The sequence below is a fragment of the Curtobacterium sp. LFS084 genome (genome assembly GCF_047977705.1).
Lineage (GTDB): Bacteria > Actinomycetota > Actinomycetes > Actinomycetales > Microbacteriaceae > Curtobacterium.
This window is the reverse complement of sequence record NZ_JBFPFM010000039.1, coordinates 1-24134: the sequence shown is the minus strand read 5'-3', so window position 1 is coordinate 24134 and position 24134 is coordinate 1. Positions and strand designations below refer to the sequence as shown.

Here is a 24134-nt window from a genome sequence, read left to right as displayed (position 1 = left end):
CGGCCGCGTGCGTTACGCGAACTCCGTGGTCGACCTGGTCGGCGACACCCCGCTCGTCAAGCTCAACCATGTCACCGAGGGGGTGCGCGCGACCGTCCTCGTGAAGGTCGAGTACCTGAACCCCGGCGGCTCCTCGAAGGACCGCATCGCGACGAGGATCCTCGATGCGGCCGAGGCCTCCGGCGAGCTGCAGCCCGGCGGCACCATCGTGGAACCCACCTCGGGCAACACCGGGGTGGGCCTCGCGCTCGTCGCCCAGCAGCGCGGGTACCGCTGCGTCTTCGTCCTGCCGGACAAGGTCGGCGAGGACAAGCGGAACGTGCTCACCGCCTACGGTGCCGAGATCGTCGTGACGCCGACGGCCGTCCCGCCGGAGCACCCGGAGTCCTACTACTCGGTGTCCGACCGGCTGGTCCGCGAGATCCCCGGCGCCTACAAGCCGAACCAGTACGCGAACCCGAACGGACCGCGCAGCCACTACGAGACCACCGGGCCGGAGATCTGGCGCGACACCGAGGGGCGCATCACCCACTTCGTGGCGGGCGTCGGCACCGGCGGCACCATCTCGGGCACCGGCCGGTTCCTCAAGGAGGCGTCCGACGGCGGCGTCCGCATCGTCGGCGCCGACCCGGAGGGCTCCGTGTACTCGGGCGGCACGGGGCGCCCGTACCTCGTCGAGGGCGTCGGCGAGGACTTCTGGCCGGCTGCCTACGACGCCGGCGTCCCGGACGAGATCATCGCCGTGTCGGACGCCGAGTCGTTCGCGATGACCCGCCGGCTCGCGCGCGAGGAGGGCCTGCTCGTCGGCGGCTCGAGCGGCATGGCGGTCGTCGCGGCGCTCCGCGCGGCACGCGACCTCACCGAGGACGACGTAGTCGTCGTGCTCCTGCCGGACGGCGGCCGCGGCTACCTCGGCAAGATCTTCAACGACCGGTGGATGCGCTCGTACGGCTTCGCCGAGACCGACGACGAGCGCACCGTCGGGTCGCTCATCGCGGGCAAGGACGGTCGTCTGCCGGACCTGGTGCACGCGCACCCGGCGGACACCGTGCGGGACGTCGTCGACATCATGTCCACGTACGGCGTCTCGCAGATGCCCGTGCTCACCGCCGAGCCGCCCGTCGTCATCGGCGAGGTCGTCGGCGCGGTCGAGGAGAAGGCGCTGCTCGAGCACGTCTTCACCGGGGCCGCGAAGATGTCGGACGCCCTGACCGACTTCGTGGGGGAGCCGCTCCCGCTGATCGGCGTCGGCGAGTCCGTCTCGTCGGCCCGTCGTGCGTTCGGGTCGGCCGACGCCCTGCTCGTCGTCGAGGACGGCAAGCCGGTGACCGTCCTCACGCGCCACGACCTGCTCAGCTACCTGTCCGAGTGACCCCGACGGTGCGCGCGACGTGACGCGTGCACCCAGCGCGCCCGGCGCGCCGCGTCCGATCCGACCTGGAGACCAGACCCCATGACCGAGTTCAGCACCCGCGCGATCCACGCCGGCCAGGAGCCAGACGGCCCGACCGGCGCGGTGATCCCGCCGATCCACCTGACGTCCACGTACGTGCAGGACGGCGTCGGTGGCATGCGCAACGGCTACGAGTACTCCCGCTCCGGCAACCCGACGCGCGACGGACTGCAGACGCTGCTCGCCGACCTCGACGGCGGGGTCGCCGCGTACTCCTTCGCGTCCGGCCTGGCCGCCGAGGACGCCCTGCTCCGCGCCACGCTCGCACCCGGTGCCCGCGTGGTGATGGGCAACGACGTGTACGGCGGGACCCACCGCCTGGTCAGCCGACTGCACGTCCCGTGGGGCGTCGAGCTCGTCGTCGTCGACATGAGCGACACCGACCGGGTCCGTGCAGCGCTCGAGGGCGCTCCGGAGCGGACCCTCCTCTGGGTCGAGACCCCGACGAACCCGCTCATGAAGATCGCCGACATCGCGGCCCTCGCCGAGATCGGGCACGCGGCCGGTGCGGTCGTCGTCGTGGACAACACCTTCGCGTCGCCGTACCTGCAGCAGCCGCTGTCGCTCGGCGCCGACGTGGTCGTGTACTCCACCACGAAGTACCTCGGCGGGCACTCGGACGTCGTCGGCGGTGCCGTGGTGCTGGCCGACGAGCAACTCGCCGAGCAGGTGCAGTTCCTGCAGTTCGGCGCCGGGGCGATCTCGTCGCCGTTCGACGCGTTCCTGACCACCCGCGGCATCAAGACCCTCGCGGTCCGGATGGAACGGCACTCCGCCAACGCGCAGGCCGTCTCCGAGGCGCTCGTCGGCGCTCCCGGGGTCGAGCGCGTGTACTACCCGGGTCTCGCCGATCACCCCGGGCACGACGTGGCGGCGCGGCAGATGCGCGGCTTCGGCGGCATGCTCTCGGTCGCCCTCTCCGGTGGCCCCGAGGCGGCCCGGCGGTTCGCGGAGTCGACCGAGGTGTTCGCGCTCGCCGAGTCGCTCGGCGGGGTGGAGTCGCTCATCGGCTACCCCTCCGAGATGACGCACGCGTCGGTGAAGGGCACGGAGCTGGCGGTGCCGGAGAACGTCGTGCGCCTGTCCGTGGGCATCGAGGACGCCGGCGACCTGGTCGCGGACCTGCGGCAGGCGCTCGCGCGCTGACCCGACGGCGGACGGGAGGCGCGGTGCGGGCCCGCACCGCGCCTCCCGTCCGCCTCGTCCCGCCACGGACGTCGGTGGCCGGCCCTACGATGATCGGGTGAGCACCGCGGCGACGAGGACCAGTCTGTTCAGCGGCCCGTACGCCCTCGCCACCATCGGCATGGTCGCGATCGTCGGGGTCGCCGCGTTCCAGAACCTCGCTATGACGACGGTCATGCCGGAGATCAGCCGCGACCTCGACGGCGAGACCCTGTACGCGCTCGCGTTCGCCGCGCCCCTGGCCGCCGGTGTGCCGGGCATGGTCCTCGCCGGCAACTGGACCGACCGCGCGGGCGGACGCATCGTCGCGTGGGTGTCCGCCGCCCTGTTCGCGGTCGGGACCGCCGTGGTCATGCTCGCCCCGACGATGGAGGTGTTCCTCGTCGGCCGACTCGTCGAGGGCTTCGGCGCCGGCGCGATCGACGTGGTGCTCTACGTGCTCGTCGCCCGGATCTTCCCCGAGGAGCTGCACGGCCCGGTGTTCGCCGGGTTCGCCGCGGCGTGGGTGGTGCCGGCGCTCATCGGGCCGGCGCTCGCGGGCATCGTCACCGACGTCTGGAACTGGCACTGGGTCTTCGCCGGCGCGCTCGTCATCGCCCTCGGCGCCTTCTCGCTGCTCGTCCCCACCCTCGGCCGGCTGCGCCCACCGGCACCCGAGCTGCGACCGCCGTGGCAGCGCTCGCGGATCGGCTGGTCGGTCGGGGCCGCCGTGGCGATCCTGCTGCTCAACGTCGCACCGGACCTCGGCGCCTGGGCGCGGGTCGCCGCCGTGGTGATCGGCCTGGTCGGGACGTGGTTCGCCCTCCGCCCGCTGCTGCCCGCCGGGACCTTCCGTGCCGCGCCCGGGCTGCCGTCGGTGATCCTGTTGCGCGGCCTCGTCGCGGCCTCGTTCTTCGGCAGCGAGGCGTACGTGCCGTTCCTGCTGCAGGCGAAGGACGGCCTGTCCGCCTCGGCCGCGGGGCTCGCACTCACGGTCGCGGCGCTCAGCTGGGCCGGGTCGAGCTGGGTGCACGGACGCCTGGGCGAGGACCGCGCCACCGCCACCAGGACCTTCGCCGTCGGCCTCGCGCTCGTCCTCGTCAGTCTGCTCACCGCGCTGACCGTCGCCACCTTCGGGTTGCCGTGGTGGCTGCTCGTCGTCGGCTGGTTCGTCGGCGGCGCGGGCATGGGGGCGATCTACCCGCGGACCTCGATGCTCACCCTGCGGTTCTCCGGCGAGGGCGACGACGGCTTCGCGAGCTCGGCCCTGACGATCGCGGACGCCTCCGGCAGCGTGATCGGACTCGCCGTCACCGGCCTGCTGTTCATCGGCACGGGCGGTGCGGACGGTGTGGTGTCGTTCCCCCTGGTGTTCGGCGGCATGACCGTCATCGCGGCGCTCGCGATCGCAGCGGTGTGTCGGCTCGGGCCCGTCCCGGCACCGTCGGCCGTCCCGGTGGGCGGGTAGCGTGGCCCTCGTGCCCCTCCGCTTCGTCACCGCCGCCGTGGTCGTCGGCGTGACCATCGCCCTGGCCGGGTGCCAGGGCACGACGTCGGCGGCGCCCTCGCCGGTGCAGAGCACGGACCTGACGAGCTCCGACGGCGGGTTCGACCGGCACGCGGTCATCGGCGTCGTCCTCGAACCGGGGCAGGACGCGCTCGGCGACGACCTCGAGCGCGGGTTGACGGACGCCGGCTTCAGCCCGGACGTCCGCGTCGCCCCCGCCAGTGGGGCCGCCGCCGCACAGCGCACCGCGGTGGACCGGCTGGTCCGGACCGGCGCGAAGGCGCTGCTCGTCCGCCCGGTCGACGCCTCGGCGCTGACCGGGGTCATCCAGACGGCGCACGACGCCGGGGTCGTCGTGGTCTCCCTCGGCGAGCCCCTGCCGACCAGCGGTACCGGCGGCGACGGGGTGTCCGCCGACTACCGGGTGCCGGCGGGCGACGACCAGGCGGACCTCGTCAGCGCGGCGGTCGACGTCGTCGGGTCACTGCAGCGCGGCGAGAAGCCCACGACCGACTGACGGGTCGGGCGGGTTCAGCGCCACCAGGACGGGAACGACAGCACGATGGTGTCGACGAGTGCCTTGCGGGACCGGCGCGGTCCGGCGAGCCACGCCTCGATCGCCCCGACGAACCCCTGGGCGACGAACCCCGCGGCGACGTCGTCGAGCAGCTCCGGTCGGTGCTCGCCGTCGAGCGACCGGATGTGCTGCTCGCTCGACACCGTGAAGTGCTCGACGAGCAGCCGGTGCAGCGAGGCGTCGTTCGGGTCCGGCAGCGCCTTGCCGTAGATGTCACGGTGCGCGACGACGTGCTCGACCACGGCGTTGATGCCGCGCCGGGTGATCATCGCGAGTTCGTCGAGGTCCGCGCCGCGGTTCGCGGCCACGCGCCGGGCGTCGGCGTCGTCCTGGCGGATGCGGTCGAGCTCCGGCGTCAGCACGTCCGCGAGCAGGGACCCGGGGGAGACCGCGTGCGAGTAGAAGGTCGCGCGGTTGATTCCGGCTGCACGGGTGACGTCGGCGACCGTGATCTCGGACACCGGTCGATCGGCGGCGAGGCGCAGGATCGCTTCGCGCAGGGCGGCGGTCGTGTGCAGGATGCGGGCGTCCACCATGACGCCACCCCCTTCTGATCCGGTTCCCCCCGCCGGTGTTCCGACGGAACGTGCGGGACGGCTCGGCCGCGCGGACGAGCGCTGACGAGCAGTCCGACGGTACCGCATGGGCCGCGTCGGAACCGGGCGGCGGCCGTGGCAACACGCGGGCGGACGCGCGGAACTGCTGCAGCAGGGCTCGGGAGGGCCGTAGGATGGTACCGCGGCCGAATCGATTCGATCGATGCCGCGATCACCTCCCACACCCCCTCACCGTCGAAGGACCCCTGCTCGTGACCGCGCCCGCAACCACCGGTTCGCTCCGTGTCGTCCTGCACCCCGGAGACGCGCTCTCCCGCAGCCAGCGACTCGTCTACGTCTTCGTCCTCGGTGCGCTCACCGCGCTCGGGCCGTTCACGATCGACCTCTACCTGCCGGCCTTCCCGTCGCTCAAGGACGAGTTCGGCATCAGCGACGGGGCGGTGCAGCTCACCCTGACGGCCACGACCCTCGGGTTCGCGGCCGGGCAGCTCCTCGTCGGCCCGTGGAGCGACAAGGTCGGTCGTCGCCTCCCGCTCATCATCGCGACGACCGTGCACGTCGGCGCCTCGATCGGGGCCGCGCTCGCGCCGAACGTCGAGGTGCTGGCGGTGTTCCGCGTCCTGCAGGGCATGGGCGCGTCGGCCGGCGGCGTCGTGGCGATGGCGACGGTGCGCGACCTGTTCGGCGGCAAGCCGCTCGTGCGGATGCTGTCCCGGCTGGCGATGGTGAACGGCCTCGCGCCGATCCTCGCCCCGCTCATCGGCTCGCAGATGCTCCGGTTCGTCAGCTGGCGCGGCGTGTTCGTCTTCCTCGCCTGCTACGGCGCCGCGGTGGTCATCGCGTCGATCCTCCTCATCGTCGAGACGCTCCCGCCGGCCCGTCGGCACGAGGCCGGCCACTCCACCATCGGACAGCGGTACCGCGCGCTCTTCTCGGACCGCGTCTTCGTGGGGGTCGCGCTCATCGGGGCGATGGTCTTCAGCGGACTGTTCTCGTACCTCAGCTCGTCGCCGTTCCTGTTCCAGGGTCTGTACGGGCTCGATGCGCAGCAGTACGGGCTGCTGTTCGCGGTGAACTCCGTCGGTGTCGTCGTCGGGGTGCAGGTGTCGGCACGGCTCGCACAGCGCGTCGGGCCGCAGTGGATCCTCGCGTGCTCGACCGCGACGCTGTTCCTCGCCGCCGTCGCGATCATCGTGCTCGACCAGCTCGGCGCCGGGCTCGTCGGTGTGCTCGTGCCGCTGTGGTTCTTCATCGCCGCGTGCGGGTTCTCGTTCCCGCTCGTCCAGGTGATCGGCCTGGCCGCGCACGGCAAGGAGGCCGGCACCGCCGCGTCCCTCCTCGGCGCGCTGAACTTCGGCGTGGCCGGGATCATCTCGCCCGTGGTCGGGTGGATCGGCATCACCACCGCGACGCCGATGGCCGCCGTGATGGCGTGCACCTCGGCCGTCGCGATCGTGCTGCTGTGGGCGGTCGTCCGACCGCGGACGGTCCCGGCGCTCACGCACTGAACCGGCCGGTCGGCACCCGGTCCGCGACGAGCCGCGCGTCGGTCGACCGGTGCGTCGTCGCGGATGCGGTGGGGCCGGACAGGGGCGGTGCCGCGTCCATATGCTGTGGGCATGAGCGACGTGGTGGCGCAGGCACGGGCAGCGGCAGAGGCGGCGAAGCAGGCGGCCGACGAGGCCCGGCGCCTCGCGGACGAGGCGGTGCAGCGCGCGGAGGAGCTCGCCGCTCGCGTGGCCGAGCAGCAACAGGCGGGCCAGGAGGCGCAGCCCGCCTCCGCCACGGAGCCCGCGGTGGTCGACTCCCCGGCCCCGACCCAGACCCCGGCGGTGGACGCGAGCGCCCCGGCGGTGGACGCGACCGCCCCGCACGCCGAGCCGGCGTCGCCGGCCCCAGCCGCGCCTCCCGAGCCGGCCACCGCCGACGGGCCGCTCGGAGCAGCCGCCGTGGACGCGATCCGCACCGGCTACGGGGTCGAGGGCAGCGCCCTGGAACTCGGCGCCCTGGTGAACGGTGCCCCGCAGCCGGACGTCCAGGTCCGGATCCCGCTCGGGATGCTGAACCGGCACGGCCTCGTCGCGGGGGCGACCGGAACGGGCAAGACGCGCACGCTGCAGGTCCTCGCGGAGCAGATCGCCGCGAACGGGGTGCCCGTCTTCGCGGCCGACATCAAGGGCGACCTGTCCGGGCTGGCGGTGGCCGGCACGCCGAACGACAAGCTGCTCGCGCGGACGGCTGGCATCGGGCAGGACTGGCGTGCCGCGGCGAGCGAGGCGGAGTTCTACTCCCTCGGCGGGCAGGGGACCGGCGTCCCGATCCGGGCGACCGTGTCCGGGTTCGGACCACTGCTGCTGTCGAAGGTCCTCGGCCTGAACGACACGCAGGAGTCGTCGCTGGGGCTCGTGTTCCACTACGCGGAACAGGCCGGGCTGCCCCTCGTCGACCTGTCGGACCTCCGGAGCGTGCTGACGTTCCTGACGAGCGACGCGGGCAAGGGGGAGCTCGCCGAGCTCGGCGGGCTGTCGAAGCAGACCGTCGGCGTGATCCTCCGCGAGCTGATCACGTTCGCCGACCGGGGCGCCGACCAGTTCTTCGGCGAGACCGAGATCGACACGACCGTGTTCCTCCGCACCGCCGCCGACGGCCGGGGGATCGTCAGCCTGCTCGAGGTGCCCGGCGTGCAGGACCAGCCCGAGGTGTTCTCGACGTTCCTGATGTGGTTGCTCGCCGACCTCTTCAACGAGCTCCCCGAGGTGGGTGACCAGGACAAGCCGAAGCTCGTGTTCTTCTTCGACGAGGCCCACCTGCTGTTCAGCGGCGCGTCGAAGGACTTCCTCGACCAGATCGTCCGTACCGTCCGGCTCATCCGGTCGAAGGGCGTCGGCATCTTCTTCGTCACGCAGACCCCGAAGGACGTCCCGAACGAGGTGCTCGCCCAGCTCGGGTCACGGATCCAGCACCAGCTGCGGGCGCACACCCCGGACGACGCGAAGGCCCTGCGGGCGACGGTGTCGACCTACCCGTCGAGCGACTACGACCTCGGCGAGGTGCTGACCTCGCTCGCCACCGGCGAGGCGATCGTCACCGTGATGAACGAGAAGGGTGCACCGACACCCGTCGCGTGGACCCGACTGCGCGCCCCCGAGGGCTCGATGGACCCGATGCACGCGCCCGAGATGACCGCGCGCGTGCATGCGTCCCCGCTCCTGGCGACCTACGGCGCACGGCTCGACCCCGACTCGGCGTACGAGATGCTCGCCCGTCGGATGGAGGCCGCCGCGGCGGACGCTGCGGCCGCCGACGCCGAGAAGGCCGCGGCCACCGCCGCCGCCGAAGCGGAGAAGGAGGCCGCGCGGGCAGCTGCCGCCGCGGCGAAGGAGGCGGCGGCGAAGGACAAGGCCGAGGCACGGGAACGGGCCGCGGCGCAGCAGGAGTACGAGCGGGCGCAGCGCGAGTTCGAGCGGGCCGAGCGCGCGGCCGAGGCGCGTCGGTCGAAGCGGACCTCGTCGCGGACCACCACGTCACGGAAGGCGGAGGACCCGCTGTCGGACCTGCTCGGGTCCGGGCTGGGCAGGACGATCGCGAAGGAGGTCGTGCAGGGGATCTTCTCGACCCTGCGCCGTCGTCGCTGAGCGAGCGCGGCGTGCTCGTGCCGGGTCAGCCGACCAGGTTCGTCGTCTCGAGCACCAGCAGCGTCGCGACGGCGAGCACCGCGACGACGCCGACGACCACGTAGGCCCCTCGCCGCTCGTACCAGGAGCGGCTGGCCGGGTAACGCCGGACGAACGCGCGGATCGACATCGGGCGGGTCTCGTCGGTGACCTGGACGCCCAGGGCTTCCACGACGCTGTCGATGCCGGCGTCGCCCCAGGTGTCGGCACGCAGACGGAACAGGTGGGTGCCGTCGGCGTCGAGCGCGACGAGCTCACGGGTCGTCCGTTCCACCGCGCTGCCGTAGGTCGTGGCGAGGACGAGGCTGTGGACGCGCTCGCGGGGCACCCGACGGTTCGGGGTGAGGACGCCCCGCACCGTGACGGCCACCGGATCGAGACCGATGAACGCGGTGCCGAGACGCACGAAGACGACGGCCACGACGGCGGCGAGCAGGATGATCGCGGTCGCGACGACGGGCCAGAGCGGCATCGGCAGGGAGACCCAGACGAGGGCGACGGCGAGGGGGACGGCGGAGAACACGACGCTCAGGATCGTCGAGCGCACGAGGGACCGTCGCGGCCGGAGGATCACGTCGTACACGGTCGCGCTCGGCCGAGCAGCTGCCGGTGCCGTCAGGTCCCCCACGTGGACTCCTCGTCCCTCGGGTGCCCGGGCAGCGTGCGACGCCCGCCCGGAGAGCGACACCCCTGCCGCTCCGTGCACCGTGGTCGACCCGTCCCGGGGTCGTCCGTCCGAGCAGTCTAGGCGACCGACGGGTACCGAGGACAGCCCGTTCCACCCCTCGGCATCGTTTCGGGGCCAGACCATGGCGAACGGGGTGCAGGGTGGTCCGCCGGGTGGGGGACCGACCCGGCCGTGCAACGAACCGGGTGGGGGACCGACCCGGCCCTGCAACGAACAGAGCGCGTGACCCGGGGGTCACGCGCTCTGTTCGGACTGGCGGAGAATGGGGGATTCGAACCCCCGAGGGCTTGCACCCAACACGCTTTCCAAGCGTGCGCCATAGGCCACTAGGCGAATTCTCCTGACGCTGTCTTCCGACGGCGACACCCAATGGTACAGGTTCCCGGGAGTGCTCACGACCGCGTGTCGAGCGGACCGGGATCCTCCCAGATGTCGTGCCGTGTGCGCCGACTACCCTGGACGCGTGTCGACCCGCATCTACATCACGTCAGCAGAAGGACACACGGGCAAGAGCACCGTCGCCCTCGGTGTCCTCGAGACCCTCGCACGCTCGGTGGGACGGGTCGGCGTGTTCCGGCCGGTCGCTCGCTCGGTCGACGTGCCCGACTACGTGCTCGAGCTCCTCCTGCAGCACACCGCGGTCGGCATCTCCTACGACGACGCGGTCGGCGTCACCTACGACGACGTGCACGCCGACCCGGACGCCGCGCTCGCCACGATCGTCACCCGCTTCGCCCAGGTCGAGCGGCAGTGCGACGCGGTCGTGGTGCTCGGGTCGGACTACACCGACGTGGGCAGCCCCACCGAGCTGTCGTTCAACGCGAAGGTCGCCGCGAACCTCGGCGCCCCGGTGCTGCTCGTCCTCGGCGGCCGCGACGCCGCCGAGCGCGGTGCCCGCACCCCGGAGGACATGGCCCAGGTCGCCGACGTCACGACGAGCGAGCTCCGGGCCGCGCACGCGCAGCTGTTCGGCATCGTCGTCAACCGTGCCGACCCGGACGCGCTGGCCGCGGTCGTGTCGAGCGTCCAGCACGCGGTCGCGGACCACCACCCCGACCTGCCGGTGTGGGCGATCCCGGAGGACCGCGTCCTCGTCGCCCCGACCGTCCGTGCCCTGCTCGAGGCCACCGGCGCGACCCTGGTGCGCGGCGACGAGGCGCTGCTCGACCGCGAGGCGCTCGGCACCGTCGTCGCGGGCATGAGCATGGAGAACGTCCTGCCGCGCCTGATCGAGGGCGGCATCGTCGTCGTCCCCGGTGACCGCAACGACGTCCTCATCGCCACGCTCCTCGCGAACGAGTCCGAGACCTTCCCGAGCCTGGCCGGCGTGATCCTCAACGGCGGGTTCGAGACCGCGCCGCAGATCTCCCGCCTGCTCGAAGGCCTGTCGAGCTCGCTCCCGATCGCGCAGAACGACCTCGGCACCTACGACACCGCGCTCCGGATCACCCAGACCCGGGGCCGTCTCGCCGCCGACTCGCCGCGGAAGGCCGACCTGGCCCTCGCGCTGTTCGAGCAGCACGTCGACGCCGACGCCCTGCGAGACCGGCTGCAGCTCACCCCCTCCGGCGTCGTCACACCGCTCATGTTCGAGCACGGACTGCTCGACCGAGCCCGCGCGTACGGCAAGCGCATCGTCCTGCCGGAGGGCGAGGACGACCGGATCCTCCGCGCGGCCTCGACGCTGCTGCAGCGCCAGGTGTGCGACCTCACGATCCTCGGCGACCCCGCCGCGATCCGCACCCGCGCGACCGAGCTCGGCCTCGACCTCGACGCCGCGCAGCTGGTGTCCCCGTTCGACCCCGAGCTCCGCGAACGCTTCGCCGAGGAGTACACCCGGCTCCGCGCGCACAAGGGCATGTCGATCGAGCTCGCCCGCGACACCGTGACCGACGTCTCGTACTTCGGCACGATGATGGTGCAGCTCGGCCTCGCCGACGGCATGGTCTCCGGCGCGAAGCACACCACGGCGCACACGATCCGCCCGTCGTTCGAGATCATCAAGACCCGCCCGGACACCTCGATCGTGTCGAGCGTCTTCCTGATGGCCCTCGCCGACCGGGTCCTCGTCTACGGCGACTGCGCGGTCATCCCGGACCCCACGAGCGAGCAGCTCGCGGACATCGCGATCTCGTCGGCCGAGACCGCGACGCAGTTCGGCATCGACCCGCGCGTGGCGATGCTCAGCTACTCGACGGGCGACAGCGGCTCGGGAGCGGACGTCGACAAGGTCCGCGCCGGCACCGCGTTCGTCCGTGAGCGCCGACCCGACCTGCTCGTCGAGGGGCCGATCCAGTACGACGCCGCGGCCGACCCGACGGTCGCGTCGACGAAGATGCCCGACTCGCCCGTCGCCGGTCGCGCGACCGTGTTCATCTTCCCCGACCTCAACACGGGCAACAACACGTACAAGGCCGTGCAGCGCTCGGCCGGCGCCGTGGCCATCGGCCCGGTGCTGCAGGGTCTGCGCAAGCCGATCAACGACCTCTCCCGCGGTGCGCTCGTCGGCGACATCGTGAACACCGTCGCGATCACCGCGATCCAGGCCGGCACCGCGTCCGACGCGGCCTGACCCGTGGTGGCCGCACCGCGCCTCCAGTCCGACAAGAAAGTGACCCACCAGTGACCGCAGCGCTCGTCGTGAACTCGGGTTCGAGTTCGTTCAAGTACCAGCTCATCGAGCTCGAGGGGGAGCGGACGCTCGCCTCCGGACTCGTGGAGCGCATCGGCGAGACGACGGGGGCGTGGAAGCACACGAACGCCCTCACCGGCGAGTCGTCGTCCAGCGACTCGGCCGAGGTCCCCGACCACGCCGCCGGGTTCCAGGCCATGATCGACGCATTCGCGAAGGTCGGGCCGTCGTTCGACGAGCACCCGCCGGCCGTCGTCGGCCACCGCGTCGTGCACGGCGGCACCACCTTCGACCGCGCCACCGTGGTCACCGACGACGTCGAACGACAGATCGAGGAGCTCTCGAGCCTCGCGCCGCTGCACAACCCGGCGAACCTCGAGGGGATCCGGGCCGCGAAGCAGGTCTTCGCCGACGTGCCCCAGGTCGCCGTGTTCGACACCGCGTTCCACCAGACGATGCCGCCGCACGCGTACACGTACGCGATCCCCGCGGACCTCGCGGCGAAGTACGGGATCCGGCGCTACGGCATGCACGGGACGAGCCACAAGTACGTGTCCGAGCAGGCCGCCGAGTTCCTCGGCCGTCCCCTCGCCGAGCTCAAGACGATCGTCCTGCACCTCGGCAACGGGGCGTCCGCCGCGGCGATCGACGGCGGCCGGTCGATCGAGACCTCCATGGGGCTCACCCCGCTCGAGGGCCTCGTGATGGGCACTCGGTCCGGCGACCTCGACCCGGCCGTGCTCATCCACCTCCACCGCGAGGCCGGGCTGTCCTTCGAGGACCTCGACACCATGCTCAACAAGCAGTCCGGACTGCTCGGGCTGACCGGCAACGGCGACATGCGCGACGTGCAGGACGCGGCGCTCCGGGGCGACGAGGAGGCCGAGGCGGCGCTCGCCGTGTACCGGCACCGGATCCGTCGCTACGTCGGGGCCTACACGGCGCAGCTCGGCGGGCTCGACGCGGTCGTGTTCACCGCGGGCGTGGGCGAGAACAACGCGCTGCTGCGTCGGCGCGTGCTGGCCGGGCTGGAGCACCTCGGCATCGAGATCGACGCGGATCGGAACGAGTTGGCCTCGCGCGAGGCGCGGCTCATCTCGACGGACGCGTCGCGGGTCGCGGTGCTCGTGGTGCCGACGAACGAGGAACTGGAGATCGCCCGGCAGTCGGCCGCGGTGGCGCTGTAGGGGGCCGGGCGGCGGCGGGGGCGCGGTCCGCTGGGGGTGTTCGGTCCGCGAGGCGTCGGTGCGGGTGCGTTGGCGTGGGTGCCGGCGTCCGCGGCTGGGTCCGCACGGTGCGGCTTTCGTCGGCTGGTGCTGGGTTGGTGGCTGGGTGCGCGCTTGTAGCGCGCCACGGTGCGGTCAAAGTCGCACGGGATCGCGAGGTGCGCACGGTGCGGCGGGTTTGGACAGTCCACTTTCCTCGCACGGGGTGACGAGGTGCGCACGGTGCGGGCGGGAGGCGCGGGGCGGCCTGGCGCCGCGCCTCCCGTCCGCCGGGTGGTGCCGCGTACTGCACGGTGCGGTGTTCGTCGGCTGGTGCTGGGTTGGTGGCTGGGTGCGCGCTTGTAGCGCGGCACGATGCGGTCAAGTTCGCACGGGGTGACGAGGCGCGCACGGTGCGGCCGGGTTGGTCAGTCCGCCTTCCTCGCACGGGGTGGCGAGGCGCGCACGGTGCGGCCGAGTAGGCCCGTCCACGTTCCTCGCACGGGATGGCGAGGTGGGCACGGTGCGGCCACGGGCCGGGACCCCGCCGCGGAGCTCAGCGGAGCGACGCGACCGCCGCGGGGATCGGTGTGTCGCCGCTCGTGACCTCGAACTGGACCCCGACCGCGGTGTCGTCGACGAGGGCGTGGAGCACGACCGCTGCGACGTCGGCACGGGGGATCGACCCACGGGGGACCGTGCGGCCGACGTCGACCGTGCCCTGCGGCGGCGTGTCGAGCAGGCCTCCCGGTCGGACGATCGTCCAGCGGAGGCTCCGGGCACGGATGTTCGCGTCGGCCTCGGCCTTGGCGCGCAGGTAGACCTGGAAGACGTCGTCCTCCGATGCGGCCGGGACCACCGCGCGCTGCGGGTCGTACGCGTCCGCACCCATCGCCGAGATCATGACGTAGCGCCGGATCCCAGCCCGCTCGGCGGCATCGGCAAGCAGGATCGCCCCGTCCCGGTCGACCGTCAGCTTCCGCTCCGCCCCGCTGCCCGGGCCGGCGCCGGCGGCGAACACCACCGCGTCGACGCCGCGGAGCCGGAGCCCGAGGTCGTCGTCGTCCATCTGCTCGAGGTCCGCGACGATCGCCCGCGCGCCCTGCTGCTCCACGTCCGTGACGTGGGCGGGGTTGCGGACGATGGCGACGGCGTCGTGGCCGGCGTCGGTGATCTGGCGGGCGAGGAGGAGGGCGATCTGGCCGTGGCCCCCGGCGATGGCGATCTTCATGTGTCCGATCATGCCCGTCGCGTCCGGTAGACTTCTCGGCGGCTCCTCACGTGACGCCATCCAGGCCAACTCCCCCAGGGCGGAAACGCAGCAAGGGTAACCGGGCTCTGGCGGGTGCGTGAGGAGTCTTTTCTGTTTCCTGCCCGGGTGCGTGCGGTGTCGCTTCCGTTCCCGGGCCGGCCGGCCGGACAACGTCCGCACGCCGGGTGTCCGTTTCGTAACGGGCTGCGGACAGCAACCTGATCGTGTGCAAAGATCACCCTCAGGAACTCCCAACCAGGGTTCCTGACCCTCCACCGCCTCACCAGCGGAGGAGTTTTCCGGATCAGGTGGCGAGCGTGCTCGCCAGGAAAAGAGACACGCATGCGCAGGCACGTGTCGCTGTGGGGTACCCGTGTACCCACGACGGCGGGCGACTGGACACGACGGATCTTCGGTGCTGGCGGCCGAGCTCGACGACGAGCATCGGACGATCGGCGTCTCCTCCTGCGCGGCGGCGTCCTCGCCACGGTGACGGCGCTCATCGCCGCCACCGTGGCGATCCAACCCGCGGTGGCTGCACCGACCGACGTCTCCGAGGCCGAGGGGCTGCTTCTCAGCGGGTCCGGCATCGTGAACGTCGACGGCATCGCCCAGCTCGGCGGTGCCTACTCCGCTCGCGGTGCGACCACGGGCGGCGGCACCACGAACCAGCCGCTCAACGTCGAGGCCCTGAACACCGTCGGGGTCGACCTCGGGAACGACATCGACCTGCTCGGGTCGAACGGCATCCTCACCCTCGGGGTGAACGGCCAGTACGCGACGACCTCGGCGAACGGTGCCACGGCGTCCTCGGGCCTCCTCACCAACGACGGCGGCATCGGCGTCGGCACCGGGATCGGCACGGGTGCCTCGACGCTGAACCTCAACCCGCTGTTCAGCCGCGTCGGCGCTGACGCGACCGTGCTCTCGAACGCGCAGCTGCGTGTCGGAGCGCTCGCCTCGACCCTGACCGCGACGCGTGGCACGACGGTGAGCACCACGAGCGACTACCGGATCGCCGGGGCCGACCTCACGCTGACGAGTCCGGCCGTGCAGGGACTGACGGCGTCGCTCCGTGACCAGCTGCGCACCGTCTCCGGTCAGGTGAACGGGGTCTTCGGCACCGGGGGAGCCCTGCAGGGCACCACCGCAACGGTGACCAGCCAGATCCAGACCCTCCTGCGCCAGGCGCTGCTCGGCACGGTGACCGTCAGCGGCACCACGATCACGTCGAACGTGAACCTCAACCTCGACGACACGCTCACCCAGGTCCTCGAGCAACCGCTGACGGACGGCGCCGTGACGATCGTCCCGGCGACCGGGACCATCACGGTCGACCTCGACGAGCTCACGGCGCTCAACGGCCAGCCGGCGAACACCCCGGTGCTGACGACCGCCGCGGTGGACTCGATCAACCAGAGCATCACCACGATCCTCGGTACCCAGCTGCCGACCACGCTGCAGACGGCGGTCGTGAACACGATCAACTCCACCGGCGTCCGGGTGGACATCGCGACGAACGCCACCGTGCTCGGACAGCCGTCCGCTGCGATCGGTCTCCGGATCGACACGACGCTCGGCGCGCTCGCCGGCACCGCGACCGCGACCCCCACGGTCACCACGTCGGGCAGTGTCGCCGGACTGCCGCTGCCCCTCGGCACCGTGCTCGCGCCGGTCGTCAGCGGAACCGTCGTCCCGGCGCTGCAGGGTGCGCTCCGGCCCGTCATCGGCGGGGCGGCCCTCGCACAGCTCGGCACCGCCCTGACGAACACGACCTCGGCCGTGGCGACACTGCTGTCCCCGGTCGTCCTGCTGATCCGTCAGGTGATCGACCTCACCGTCAACGCGCAGGACACCACGACCGGGTTCCGCGACGGCCGCGGCTCCGACCCGGGCGCCCGGAGCGTGCACGCCCTGCGGCTGTCGATCCTCCCCGGGGCGAACGTCGCCACCGTCGACCTCGCCACGTCCACCGTGCGGGCCGCGGCCTTCGTCGCGCCGACGATCACGACCCCGACCGCGAACCAGGTCTTCAGCGTGCCGACGGCGTCCTCCACCCGCACCGTCACCGTGAGCGGCACCGGCGAGCCCGGCGCCACGATCGCGGTGGACCTCGGGAGCGGCCGGACCGCCACCGCGACCGTCGCGGCCAACGGGGCGTGGACCACCTCGGTGGCCAACGTGCCGACCGGCTCCTGGACGGCCACCGCGACGCAGACGGTCGGTGGTGCGGCTGCAGGCTCGGCGACGCAGCAGTTCTCGGTCGTCGCGCAGCAGGCGCTCACGATCACCGCGCCGACGGCGGGGCAGACCTTCACGACCACGGGCACCACCGCGCCGGTGACCCTGACCGGCACCGCCACCGCCAACGCCCGCATCGACATCGACCTCGGCGGCGGCCTCAGCGCCACCGGGACCGCCGCCGCGAGTGGTGCCTGGAGCATCACGGTGCCGGACGTCCCGATCGGCGAGCCGACCGCGAGCGTCACGCAGACCGTCGGGGACAGCACCTCGGCACCGGTGACCCGTGCATTCCGGGTGGTCGCGGCTGCCGGACTGACGGTCGACACCCCGACCGCGGACCAGGACTTCCCGCTCGCCGGGGACGCCCGGGACGTGCCGTTCTCCGGTTCGGCGCAGCCCGGCGCCCGGGTCGACGTCGACCTCGGTGGCGGCCGCACGGCGACGACGACCGCGAACGCCGGTGGGACCTGGTCGACCGCGGTGGCGGACGTCCCGGCGGGGGAGTACTCCGCCCGGGTGACGCAGACCGTCGGTGCGTCCACGAGCACCCCGGTGACGCGTGACTTCACCGTCACGGCGGCGGCTCCGTTGCGCATCACCGCCCCCGAGGACGGCAGCACCATCACCGTCGCCGACCCGACCTCGACGACGCCCGTCACGGTCTCCGGCACCGCCGCGCCGAACGCACAGGTGTCCGTCGGCATCGGCGGGTCCTTCACCGCGACGGTGACCGCGGACGGCGACGGCGACTGGGAGACGACATTCCAGGGCGTCCCGGTCGGCGACCGCACGGCGACCGCTCGGCAGACCGTCGGCGGGACGACCTCGGGTCCGGTGACGTCCGACTTCACCGTGGCCGCCGGCGCTCCGATCGCGATCACCGCGCCGGTACCCGGCGCCACCGTGACCGTGCTCGACGCCGACAGCACCACCGACCTCGTCGTCACCGGCACCGCCCAGCCCGGAGCCGACGTGGCGATCTCGCTCGGCGGCGGGCTGACCGCCACCGCGTCCGCGGACGGCGCCGGGGACTGGACCGCCACGGTCCGGGACGTCCCGGTCGGCCGGTGGACGATCCAGGCGACCCAGACCGTGAACGGCACCACCTCGCCGACGGTCCGTCAGGTCGTGACGGTCGTCGCGGGGGCCGCGCTCGCCGTCACCTCGCCCGCCCAGGGCGGCACGACCGCCGTCGCGACCGAGAGCTCGACGATCGACGTGGCCGTGTCTGGGACCGCGCAGCCGGGAGCCGACGTCGCCGTCGTCCTCGACGGGACGGGCGACCCGGTCACGACCACGGCGGGCACCGACGGGTCGTGGTCGGTGACCCTGCAGGCGGTCGGCACGGGCGACCACACCGCGAGCGTCACGCAGACGGTCGGTGGACAGACGTCCGCGGCCGTCGACCGGGACTTCTCGGTCGCGGTCGGTGACGACCTGGTTATCGAGTCGCCGACGGACGCTCAGCAGGTCCCCGCGGGGACGGGCGGCCAGATCGGCGTCGTCGTGCGCGGCACGGCCGAACCGGGAGCGAGCGTGCGTGTCACGGTCGACGGGGGCGACCCCGTCGCCGTGGTCGCCGACGGCGCCGGCAACTGGTCGACCGACCCGACGGAGCTCGGCATCGGCGACCACACCGTCACCGCCGTGCAGACCGTGAACGGGACGACCGGTCCCACCGTCACCCGCGACTTCACGGTCGTGCCGGGGACCGCCGTCGCGATCGACTCGCCGGCGGTCGGCTCGCGCTTCGTCGTGGTCGACGGGGACGCCACGGCCACCGTGGCGATCTCCGGGACCTCGGAGCCGAACGCGGACATCACCGTCTCGCTCGGCCCGGACACCCGGTTCACCACCACGGCCGACGGCGCCGGGGCGTGGAGCGTCGACGCGACCGGTCTCGCACCCACCGGCACCTACACGGTGAACGCGAGCCAGAGCGTCGAGGGCGTGGTCACCGCTGCGATCCCGACCACCTTCCTGGTCGTCACGGCAGCGCCGCTCGCGATCACGGCGCCGACCACGACACCGATCACGGTCGCGGGCGACGCCGTCCGCCGTGACGTCACCGTGTCGGGTACCGGCCAGCCCGGAGCCACCGTGACCGCCGGTACCGACGGCGAGGACGACCAACAGACGACGGTCGCCCCGGACGGCACCTGGTCGGTGACCTTCGCCGACCTCGGCGTCGGCGAGCACCCGGTCTCGGTGACGCAGACCCTCGCCGGCACGGTCTCCTCCCCGGCGACCTCCGCACCGGTCACGCGCACGGTCACGATCGAGGCCGCCGACGCCGTGCGGGTGACGACGCCGGCCGACGGAGCCGTCCTGCTCGTGCCGGACGCCGGCGCGACGCGCGACGTCACCGTCACCGGGACGGCGGAGCCGAACGCTCTGGTCACCGTGCGACTCGGCGCCGACGCGGTCAGCACCACCGCGGACGGAGACGGCGCGTGGACCGTGACGTTCGGCGGGGTCGGTGTCGGTGACCCGACGCTCACCGCGACCCAGACCGTCGGCGGGACCAGCGCCTCCAGTCCCGCGCAGACCGTCTCCGTGCGCGCCGGGACCGCGCTCACCCTGACGACGCCCACGGACGGCACCGTCCTGACGGTCGCCGACGCGGCCGGTACGGCCGACGTGCTGGCGGCCGGACGGGCACAGGGCGGCGCCACCGTCACGGTGACCCTGTCGAACGGCGCCTCCGACGAGGTGACCGCCGCTGCCGACGGCGCCTGGGAGACGACGTTCGCGGACGTCCCGGTCGGCGACCACACGGTCCGCGCGACGCAGGTCGTCGGCGGGCAGACGTCGGCACCCGTCACCGCGGCGGTGTCGGTCCGCGCCGGTGCGCCGCTCACGGTGACGACCCCGGCCGGGGCCGCCTCCGTGACGGTGGCCGACGACGACGCGACGACCGACGTGCGGTTCGCCGGCACCGGCCAGCCCGGGGCGACCGTCACGGTCGACCTCGGTGCGGGCGGGACGGCGACCGCGCGGGTCGACGACGGCGGGAAGTGGTCGACGACGGTCGAGGACGTGCCCACCGGGTCGTACCGGGCCGACGTCACGCAGGCCGTGAACGGGACGACGAGCGCGGCGGTCACCCGCCCGGTGTCCGTCGTCGCCGCGGCCGCCCTGACCATCCGCCAGCCCGGTGACGACCCGATCTCCGTCGCGGACGCCGACGCCACCACCACGGTGACGATCGCCGGCGACGCCCAGCCGGGCGCCACCGTCACGATCACGGTCGACGACGGCGACCCGGTCGAGGTGACGGCGGGCGGGGACGGCTCGTGGAGCGTCGACGTGCCGGACCTCGGCGTCGGGACGCACGACGTGAGCGTCACGCAGACGGTCGACGGGTCCACGTCCACGACCCCCGTCGAGACGACGTTCGCGATCGTGGCCGGCGCTCCGGTCGTGATCGACGAGCCGACGGCCGGCCAGCAGTACACCGTCGCCGGCGAGGGCGCGACCACCACGGTCGACGTCAGCGGCACGGCGGAGCCCGGTGCGACCGTCGTGGTCGACCTCGGCGGCGGACGCAGCGAGTCCACCACCGCGGACGCGGACGGGACGTGGAGCGTCTCGGTCCCGGACGTGCCCGCCGGGACCCTGGAGGTCAGCGTCACGCAGCGGATCGGCGACACCGTCTCCGCCCCGGTGGCCGTCGGGATCCGGGTGCTCGTCGCGGACCCCATCACGATCGCCACCCCGGCGGACGGGTCGACCGTCCGCGTCGCGCAGCAGGACTCGGTCGCGACGGTGACGGCGAACGGTGCCGCCCAGCCGCGGTCCACCGTGCGGATCACGATCGACGGCGGCGACCCGCAGACCGTCACGGCGACCGCCGCCGGCACGTGGTCGCTCGACCTCGAGGGACTCGCCACCGGGCAGCACACGGTCCGGGCGACCCAGACGGTCGACGGGTCGACCTCGGCGCCGGTCGTGACGACCTTCACGATCGCCGCCGGCGCCGCGCTGACGGTCGACACCCCGGCCGACGGCGACACCGTCACCGTGCCGGCCGGCACCACGAGCGCGACCGTCCCGGTCAGCGGTCAGGGGCAGCCGGGCGGGACCGTGCGGATCGTCACCGACGACGGTGACCCCGTCGAGGTCCCGGTGAGCACGGACGGCCGGTGGTCGACCGAGTTGACGGGGCTCGACGCCGGAGACCACACGATCGTCGTCACGCAGGTCGTGAACGGCACCACGTCGTCGCCGGTCCAGCGTGACCTGACGGTCGAGGTCGCCGCGGTCGACGCGATCGTCGTGACCTCGCCGGCGAACGGGACCGCGTTCCGCGTGCTCGGCGGCACCACGGACGTCCGTGTCACCGGTGTCTCGGCGCCGAACGCGGCGGTCTCGGTCCGGATCGACGGCGGCACCCCGGTCACGACGACGGCGAACGGCGACGGCGAGTGGGCCGTGACCGTGCCGTCGGTCGGCACCGGGCCGCACACGATCGCCGCCTCGCAGACCGTCGGCGGGACGACGACGGACGCGCCCGAGGTCGGGTTCTCCGTCGCCGCAGCGGCTCCGATCAGGGTCACGAGCCCGCCCGACGGCCAGGTCGTCCCGATCACCGGGGCGACGACGTCCATCGTGGTGAGCGGCACCGCGGAGCCGAGGGCCACGGTGACCGTCGACATCGACGGCCGGACGGCGACGACCACCGCCGGTGGCGACGGCTCCTGGACCGTCACCGTCACCCGGGTCCCGCCGGGCACCCACACCGTGTCGGCCACCGAGACCGTCGGCGGTCGCACCTCCGACCCGGTGACCAGCACCGTGCGGGTCGTGGTCGCGCAGCCGACCGACGTCACCATCACCAGCCCGACACCCGGCCAGCTCCTCCCCGCGACGGGCACCGGCGACACCGCCGCCTTCACGGTGACGGGGCACGCCACACCGGGTGCGCTCGTCACGGTGCGCCTGTCGAACGGACAGGTGCGCACGACGACGGCCGACGCGGACGGTGACTGGAGCGTCACCTTCGACCGCGTGCCCGAGGGCGCGTGGACCCTGGAGGCGTCGCAGACCGTGAACGGCACGACGACGGTCTCGCAGCCGGTGCCGATCGTGGTGGACGCCGTCGAGCCGCTCGCGGTCACGTCCCCCACGCCGGGTGCGCACCAGACGGCCTCGGCCGCCGGCTCCGTGGACTGGCGCGTCACCGGGACCGCCGAACCGGGGGCAACGGTGACCGTCGTCGCCGACGACGGCACGCCGGTGACGACCACGGCGGACGAGGACGGCGCCTGGGCGGTCGTGCTGCGCCTCGCGGTGGGACCGCACACCATCCGCGTGACCCAGACCGTCGCGGGTGCGACGTCGGCCGCACAGTCGGTCGCGGTGGTGGTCGACGCGGCCGTGCCGGGCGATCCGGGGACGCCGGGGAACCCCGGCACGCCGGGGACGCCAGGGACTCCCGGGGCGCCGGGGACACCGGGCACGCCCGGCACGCCCGGGACGCCAGGTGCGCCCGGGACCCCTGGAGCCGGGGCGGTCGGGAACGGGAACGGGACCGCCGGTGGGTACGGGTCCGGTGGGCTCGCGTTCACCGGTGCCGAGGTCGGGCCCCTCGCCGGGGCGGCCGGCGGCCTGGTGGTCCTCGGGTTCCTCCTGCTGGGGCTGTCCCGCCTCGCCCGCGGCATCCGCCGCCGACGCGTCTGACCCCACCCGCACCGTCCGCACCGCGCCTCGCGTTCCGTCGTCCTGACGGACGGGAGGCGCGGTGCGTCACGTGCGCCCTCCCCACTTCCCACAGGTGGTCCGGTCCGACCATCGGGTGTCGGCCGTCCCGGCTACCCTTGGGGCGTGGTCACCGCCCTGTATCGCCGTTACCGGCCCGAGAACTTCGCCGAGCTGATCGGACAGTCGCAGGTCACCGATCCCCTCCGGACGGCCCTGCGCACCAACCGGGTCAACCACGCCTACCTCTTCAGCGGGCCGCGCGGCTGCGGCAAGACGACGTCCGCCCGCATCCTCGCGCGCTGCCTGAACTGTGCAGAAGGTCCGACCGACACCCCGTGCGGCGTCTGCCCGAGCTGCGTCGAACTGGCGCGCGGCGGCGGGGGTTCGCTCGACGTGATCGAGATCGACGCCGCCAGCCACAACGGTGTCGACGACGCGCGGGACCTCCGTGACCGCGCCGTGTTCGCCCCGGCGCGCGACCGCTACAAGATCTTCATCCTCGACGAGGCGCACATGGTGACGCCGCAGGGCTTCAACGCGCTGCTCAAGCTGGTCGAGGAGCCGCCGGAGCACGTGAAGTTCATCTTCGCCACGACCGAGCCCGAGAAGGTCATCGGCACCATCCGGTCGCGCACCCACCACTACCCGTTCCGGCTCGTCCCGCCGGCCGCGATGCTCGAGTACGTCGAGCAGCTCTGCCAGCAGGAGTCGGTCTCGGTCGCACCGGGTGTCCTGCCGCTCGTCGTCCGCGCGGGCGGCGGCTCCGTCCGCGACACCCTGTCGTTGCTCGACCAGCTCATGGCCGGCAGCGAGGACGGGGCGATCGCGTACGAGCGAGCCGTCGCGCTCCTCGGCTACACCGACGCCGCACTGCTCGACGACGTCGTCGACGCGCTCGCCGTGGCCGACCCGGCGTCCGCCTTCGCCGCGATCGACCGCGTGGTCCAGACCGGTCAGGACCCCCGTCGCTTCGTCGAGGACCTGCTCGAGCGCCTCCGCGACCTCATCGTGGTGGCCGCGACCAACGAGAGCGCCGCTGCCGTCCTGCGTGGCATCTCGCCGGAAGAGCTCGACACGATGACCCGGCAGGCCGGCGTCTTCGGTGCGACCGGGCTGTCGCGCGCGGCGGACATCGCGAACCGGGCGCTGACCGAGATGACCGGTGCGACCTCGCCGCGACTCCACCTCGAGCTGATGACCGCCAGGATGCTCGTGCCCGAGGCCGACGACACCCAGCGCGGTGCACTCGCCCGGGTCGAGCGACTCGAACGACGCATCGGCGTCGGCGACGCCGGTGGGCACCAGGCCGGACCGGAGTCGCTCCCCGCGGCGGGTTCGACCTCCGCCCAGGCGCCCGGTGCTCCGGCCGCTGCACCCGCTCCGCGCGCGGCACAGGCACCCGCGGCACCCGCTCCCGCGACACCCGCCGCGGCGCCCGTCCAGGCTCCGGCCGCGGAGACGCCTGCTCCGGTCGACGC

13 protein-coding genes, 1 tRNA gene and 1 other RNA gene are annotated in these 24134 nt (G+C 73.3%); 11 read left to right on the top strand and 4 right to left on the bottom strand.

Annotated features, from left to right (window positions below; all coding sequences use genetic code 11):
• Positions 1 to 7: 7 nt before the first annotated feature.
• From ACNQOV_RS15580 to ACNQOV_RS15565, 4 genes are all read left to right on the top strand, one after another.
• A complete protein-coding gene (locus tag ACNQOV_RS15580) occupies positions 8 to 1372 on the top strand; it encodes a cystathionine beta-synthase (protein ID WP_416395639.1) in 1365 nt (454 codons plus the stop codon).
• An 81-nt stretch (positions 1373 to 1453) separates the two neighbouring features.
• On the top strand, positions 1454 to 2599 hold the full coding sequence (locus tag ACNQOV_RS15575; RefSeq protein WP_416395637.1) for a cystathionine gamma-synthase: 1146 nt from the start codon (positions 1454 to 1456) through the stop codon (positions 2597 to 2599).
• 97 nt (positions 2600 to 2696) lie between these two features.
• Positions 2697 to 4085, top strand: a complete 1389-nt coding sequence (locus tag ACNQOV_RS15570) for an MFS transporter (protein WP_416395635.1) — start codon at positions 2697 to 2699, stop codon at positions 4083 to 4085.
• A 10-nt stretch (positions 4086 to 4095) separates the two neighbouring features.
• On the top strand, positions 4096 to 4641 hold the full coding sequence (locus ACNQOV_RS15565) for a substrate-binding domain-containing protein (RefSeq protein WP_416395633.1): 546 nt from the start codon (positions 4096 to 4098) through the stop codon (positions 4639 to 4641).
• Positions 4642 to 4655: 14 nt separating this feature from the next.
• On the opposite strand, the gene ACNQOV_RS15560 is transcribed toward ACNQOV_RS15565, so the two are convergent.
• The gene (locus tag ACNQOV_RS15560) at positions 4656 to 5237 is read right to left on the bottom strand and encodes a TetR/AcrR family transcriptional regulator (RefSeq protein ID WP_022907921.1); all 582 of its coding nucleotides are present in this window, start codon (positions 5235 to 5237) and stop codon (positions 4656 to 4658) included.
• Between the two features lie 272 nt (positions 5238 to 5509).
• Between ACNQOV_RS15560 and ACNQOV_RS15555 the strand changes: the two genes are divergently transcribed.
• Both ACNQOV_RS15555 and ACNQOV_RS15550 read left to right on the top strand, forming a co-directional pair.
• Positions 5510 to 6766, top strand: coding sequence for a multidrug effflux MFS transporter (locus tag ACNQOV_RS15555; RefSeq protein WP_416395631.1), 1257 nt, complete (start codon positions 5510 to 5512; stop codon positions 6764 to 6766).
• A 111-nt stretch (positions 6767 to 6877) separates the two neighbouring features.
• On the top strand, positions 6878 to 8893 hold the full coding sequence (locus ACNQOV_RS15550; RefSeq protein ID WP_416395629.1) for a helicase HerA-like domain-containing protein: 2016 nt from the start codon (positions 6878 to 6880) through the stop codon (positions 8891 to 8893).
• A gap of 25 nt (positions 8894 to 8918) precedes the next feature.
• On the opposite strand, the gene ACNQOV_RS15545 is transcribed toward ACNQOV_RS15550, so the two are convergent.
• Positions 8919 to 9560 (bottom strand): hypothetical protein, encoded by a 642-nt coding sequence (locus ACNQOV_RS15545; RefSeq protein WP_022906306.1) that lies wholly within the window; start codon positions 9558 to 9560, stop codon positions 8919 to 8921.
• A gap of 313 nt (positions 9561 to 9873) precedes the next feature.
• Positions 9874 to 9961 (bottom strand) — tRNA-Ser (locus ACNQOV_RS15540).
• A gap of 122 nt (positions 9962 to 10083) precedes the next feature.
• Between ACNQOV_RS15540 and pta the strand changes: the two genes are divergently transcribed.
• A complete protein-coding gene (gene pta / locus ACNQOV_RS15535; RefSeq protein ID WP_416395627.1) occupies positions 10084 to 12192 on the top strand; it encodes a phosphate acetyltransferase in 2109 nt (702 codons plus the stop codon).
• A 50-nt stretch (positions 12193 to 12242) separates the two neighbouring features.
• Positions 12243 to 13439 (top strand): acetate/propionate family kinase, encoded by a 1197-nt coding sequence (locus ACNQOV_RS15530; RefSeq protein WP_022906304.1) that lies wholly within the window; start codon positions 12243 to 12245, stop codon positions 13437 to 13439.
• Positions 13440 to 14013: 574 nt separating this feature from the next.
• On the opposite strand, the gene ACNQOV_RS15525 is transcribed toward ACNQOV_RS15530, so the two are convergent.
• Positions 14014 to 14688 carry an SDR family oxidoreductase gene (locus tag ACNQOV_RS15525; protein WP_031261751.1) on the bottom strand — a complete coding sequence of 225 codons (675 nt, stop codon included), beginning with the start codon at positions 14686 to 14688 and terminating at the stop codon, positions 14014 to 14016.
• A 37-nt stretch (positions 14689 to 14725) separates the two neighbouring features.
• Between ACNQOV_RS15525 and ffs the strand changes: the two genes are divergently transcribed.
• From ffs to ACNQOV_RS15510, 3 genes are all read left to right on the top strand, one after another.
• An RNA gene (gene ffs / locus ACNQOV_RS15520) (signal recognition particle sRNA small type) lies at positions 14726 to 14822 on the top strand.
• Between the two features lie 229 nt (positions 14823 to 15051).
• On the top strand, positions 15052 to 22635 hold the full coding sequence (locus ACNQOV_RS15515; RefSeq protein WP_416395624.1) for a choice-of-anchor G family protein: 7584 nt from the start codon (positions 15052 to 15054) through the stop codon (positions 22633 to 22635).
• 144 nt (positions 22636 to 22779) lie between these two features.
• Positions 22780 to 24134: DNA polymerase III subunit gamma and tau (locus tag ACNQOV_RS15510; RefSeq protein ID WP_416395622.1), on the top strand; the 1355-nt coding region annotated here is incomplete at its 3' end.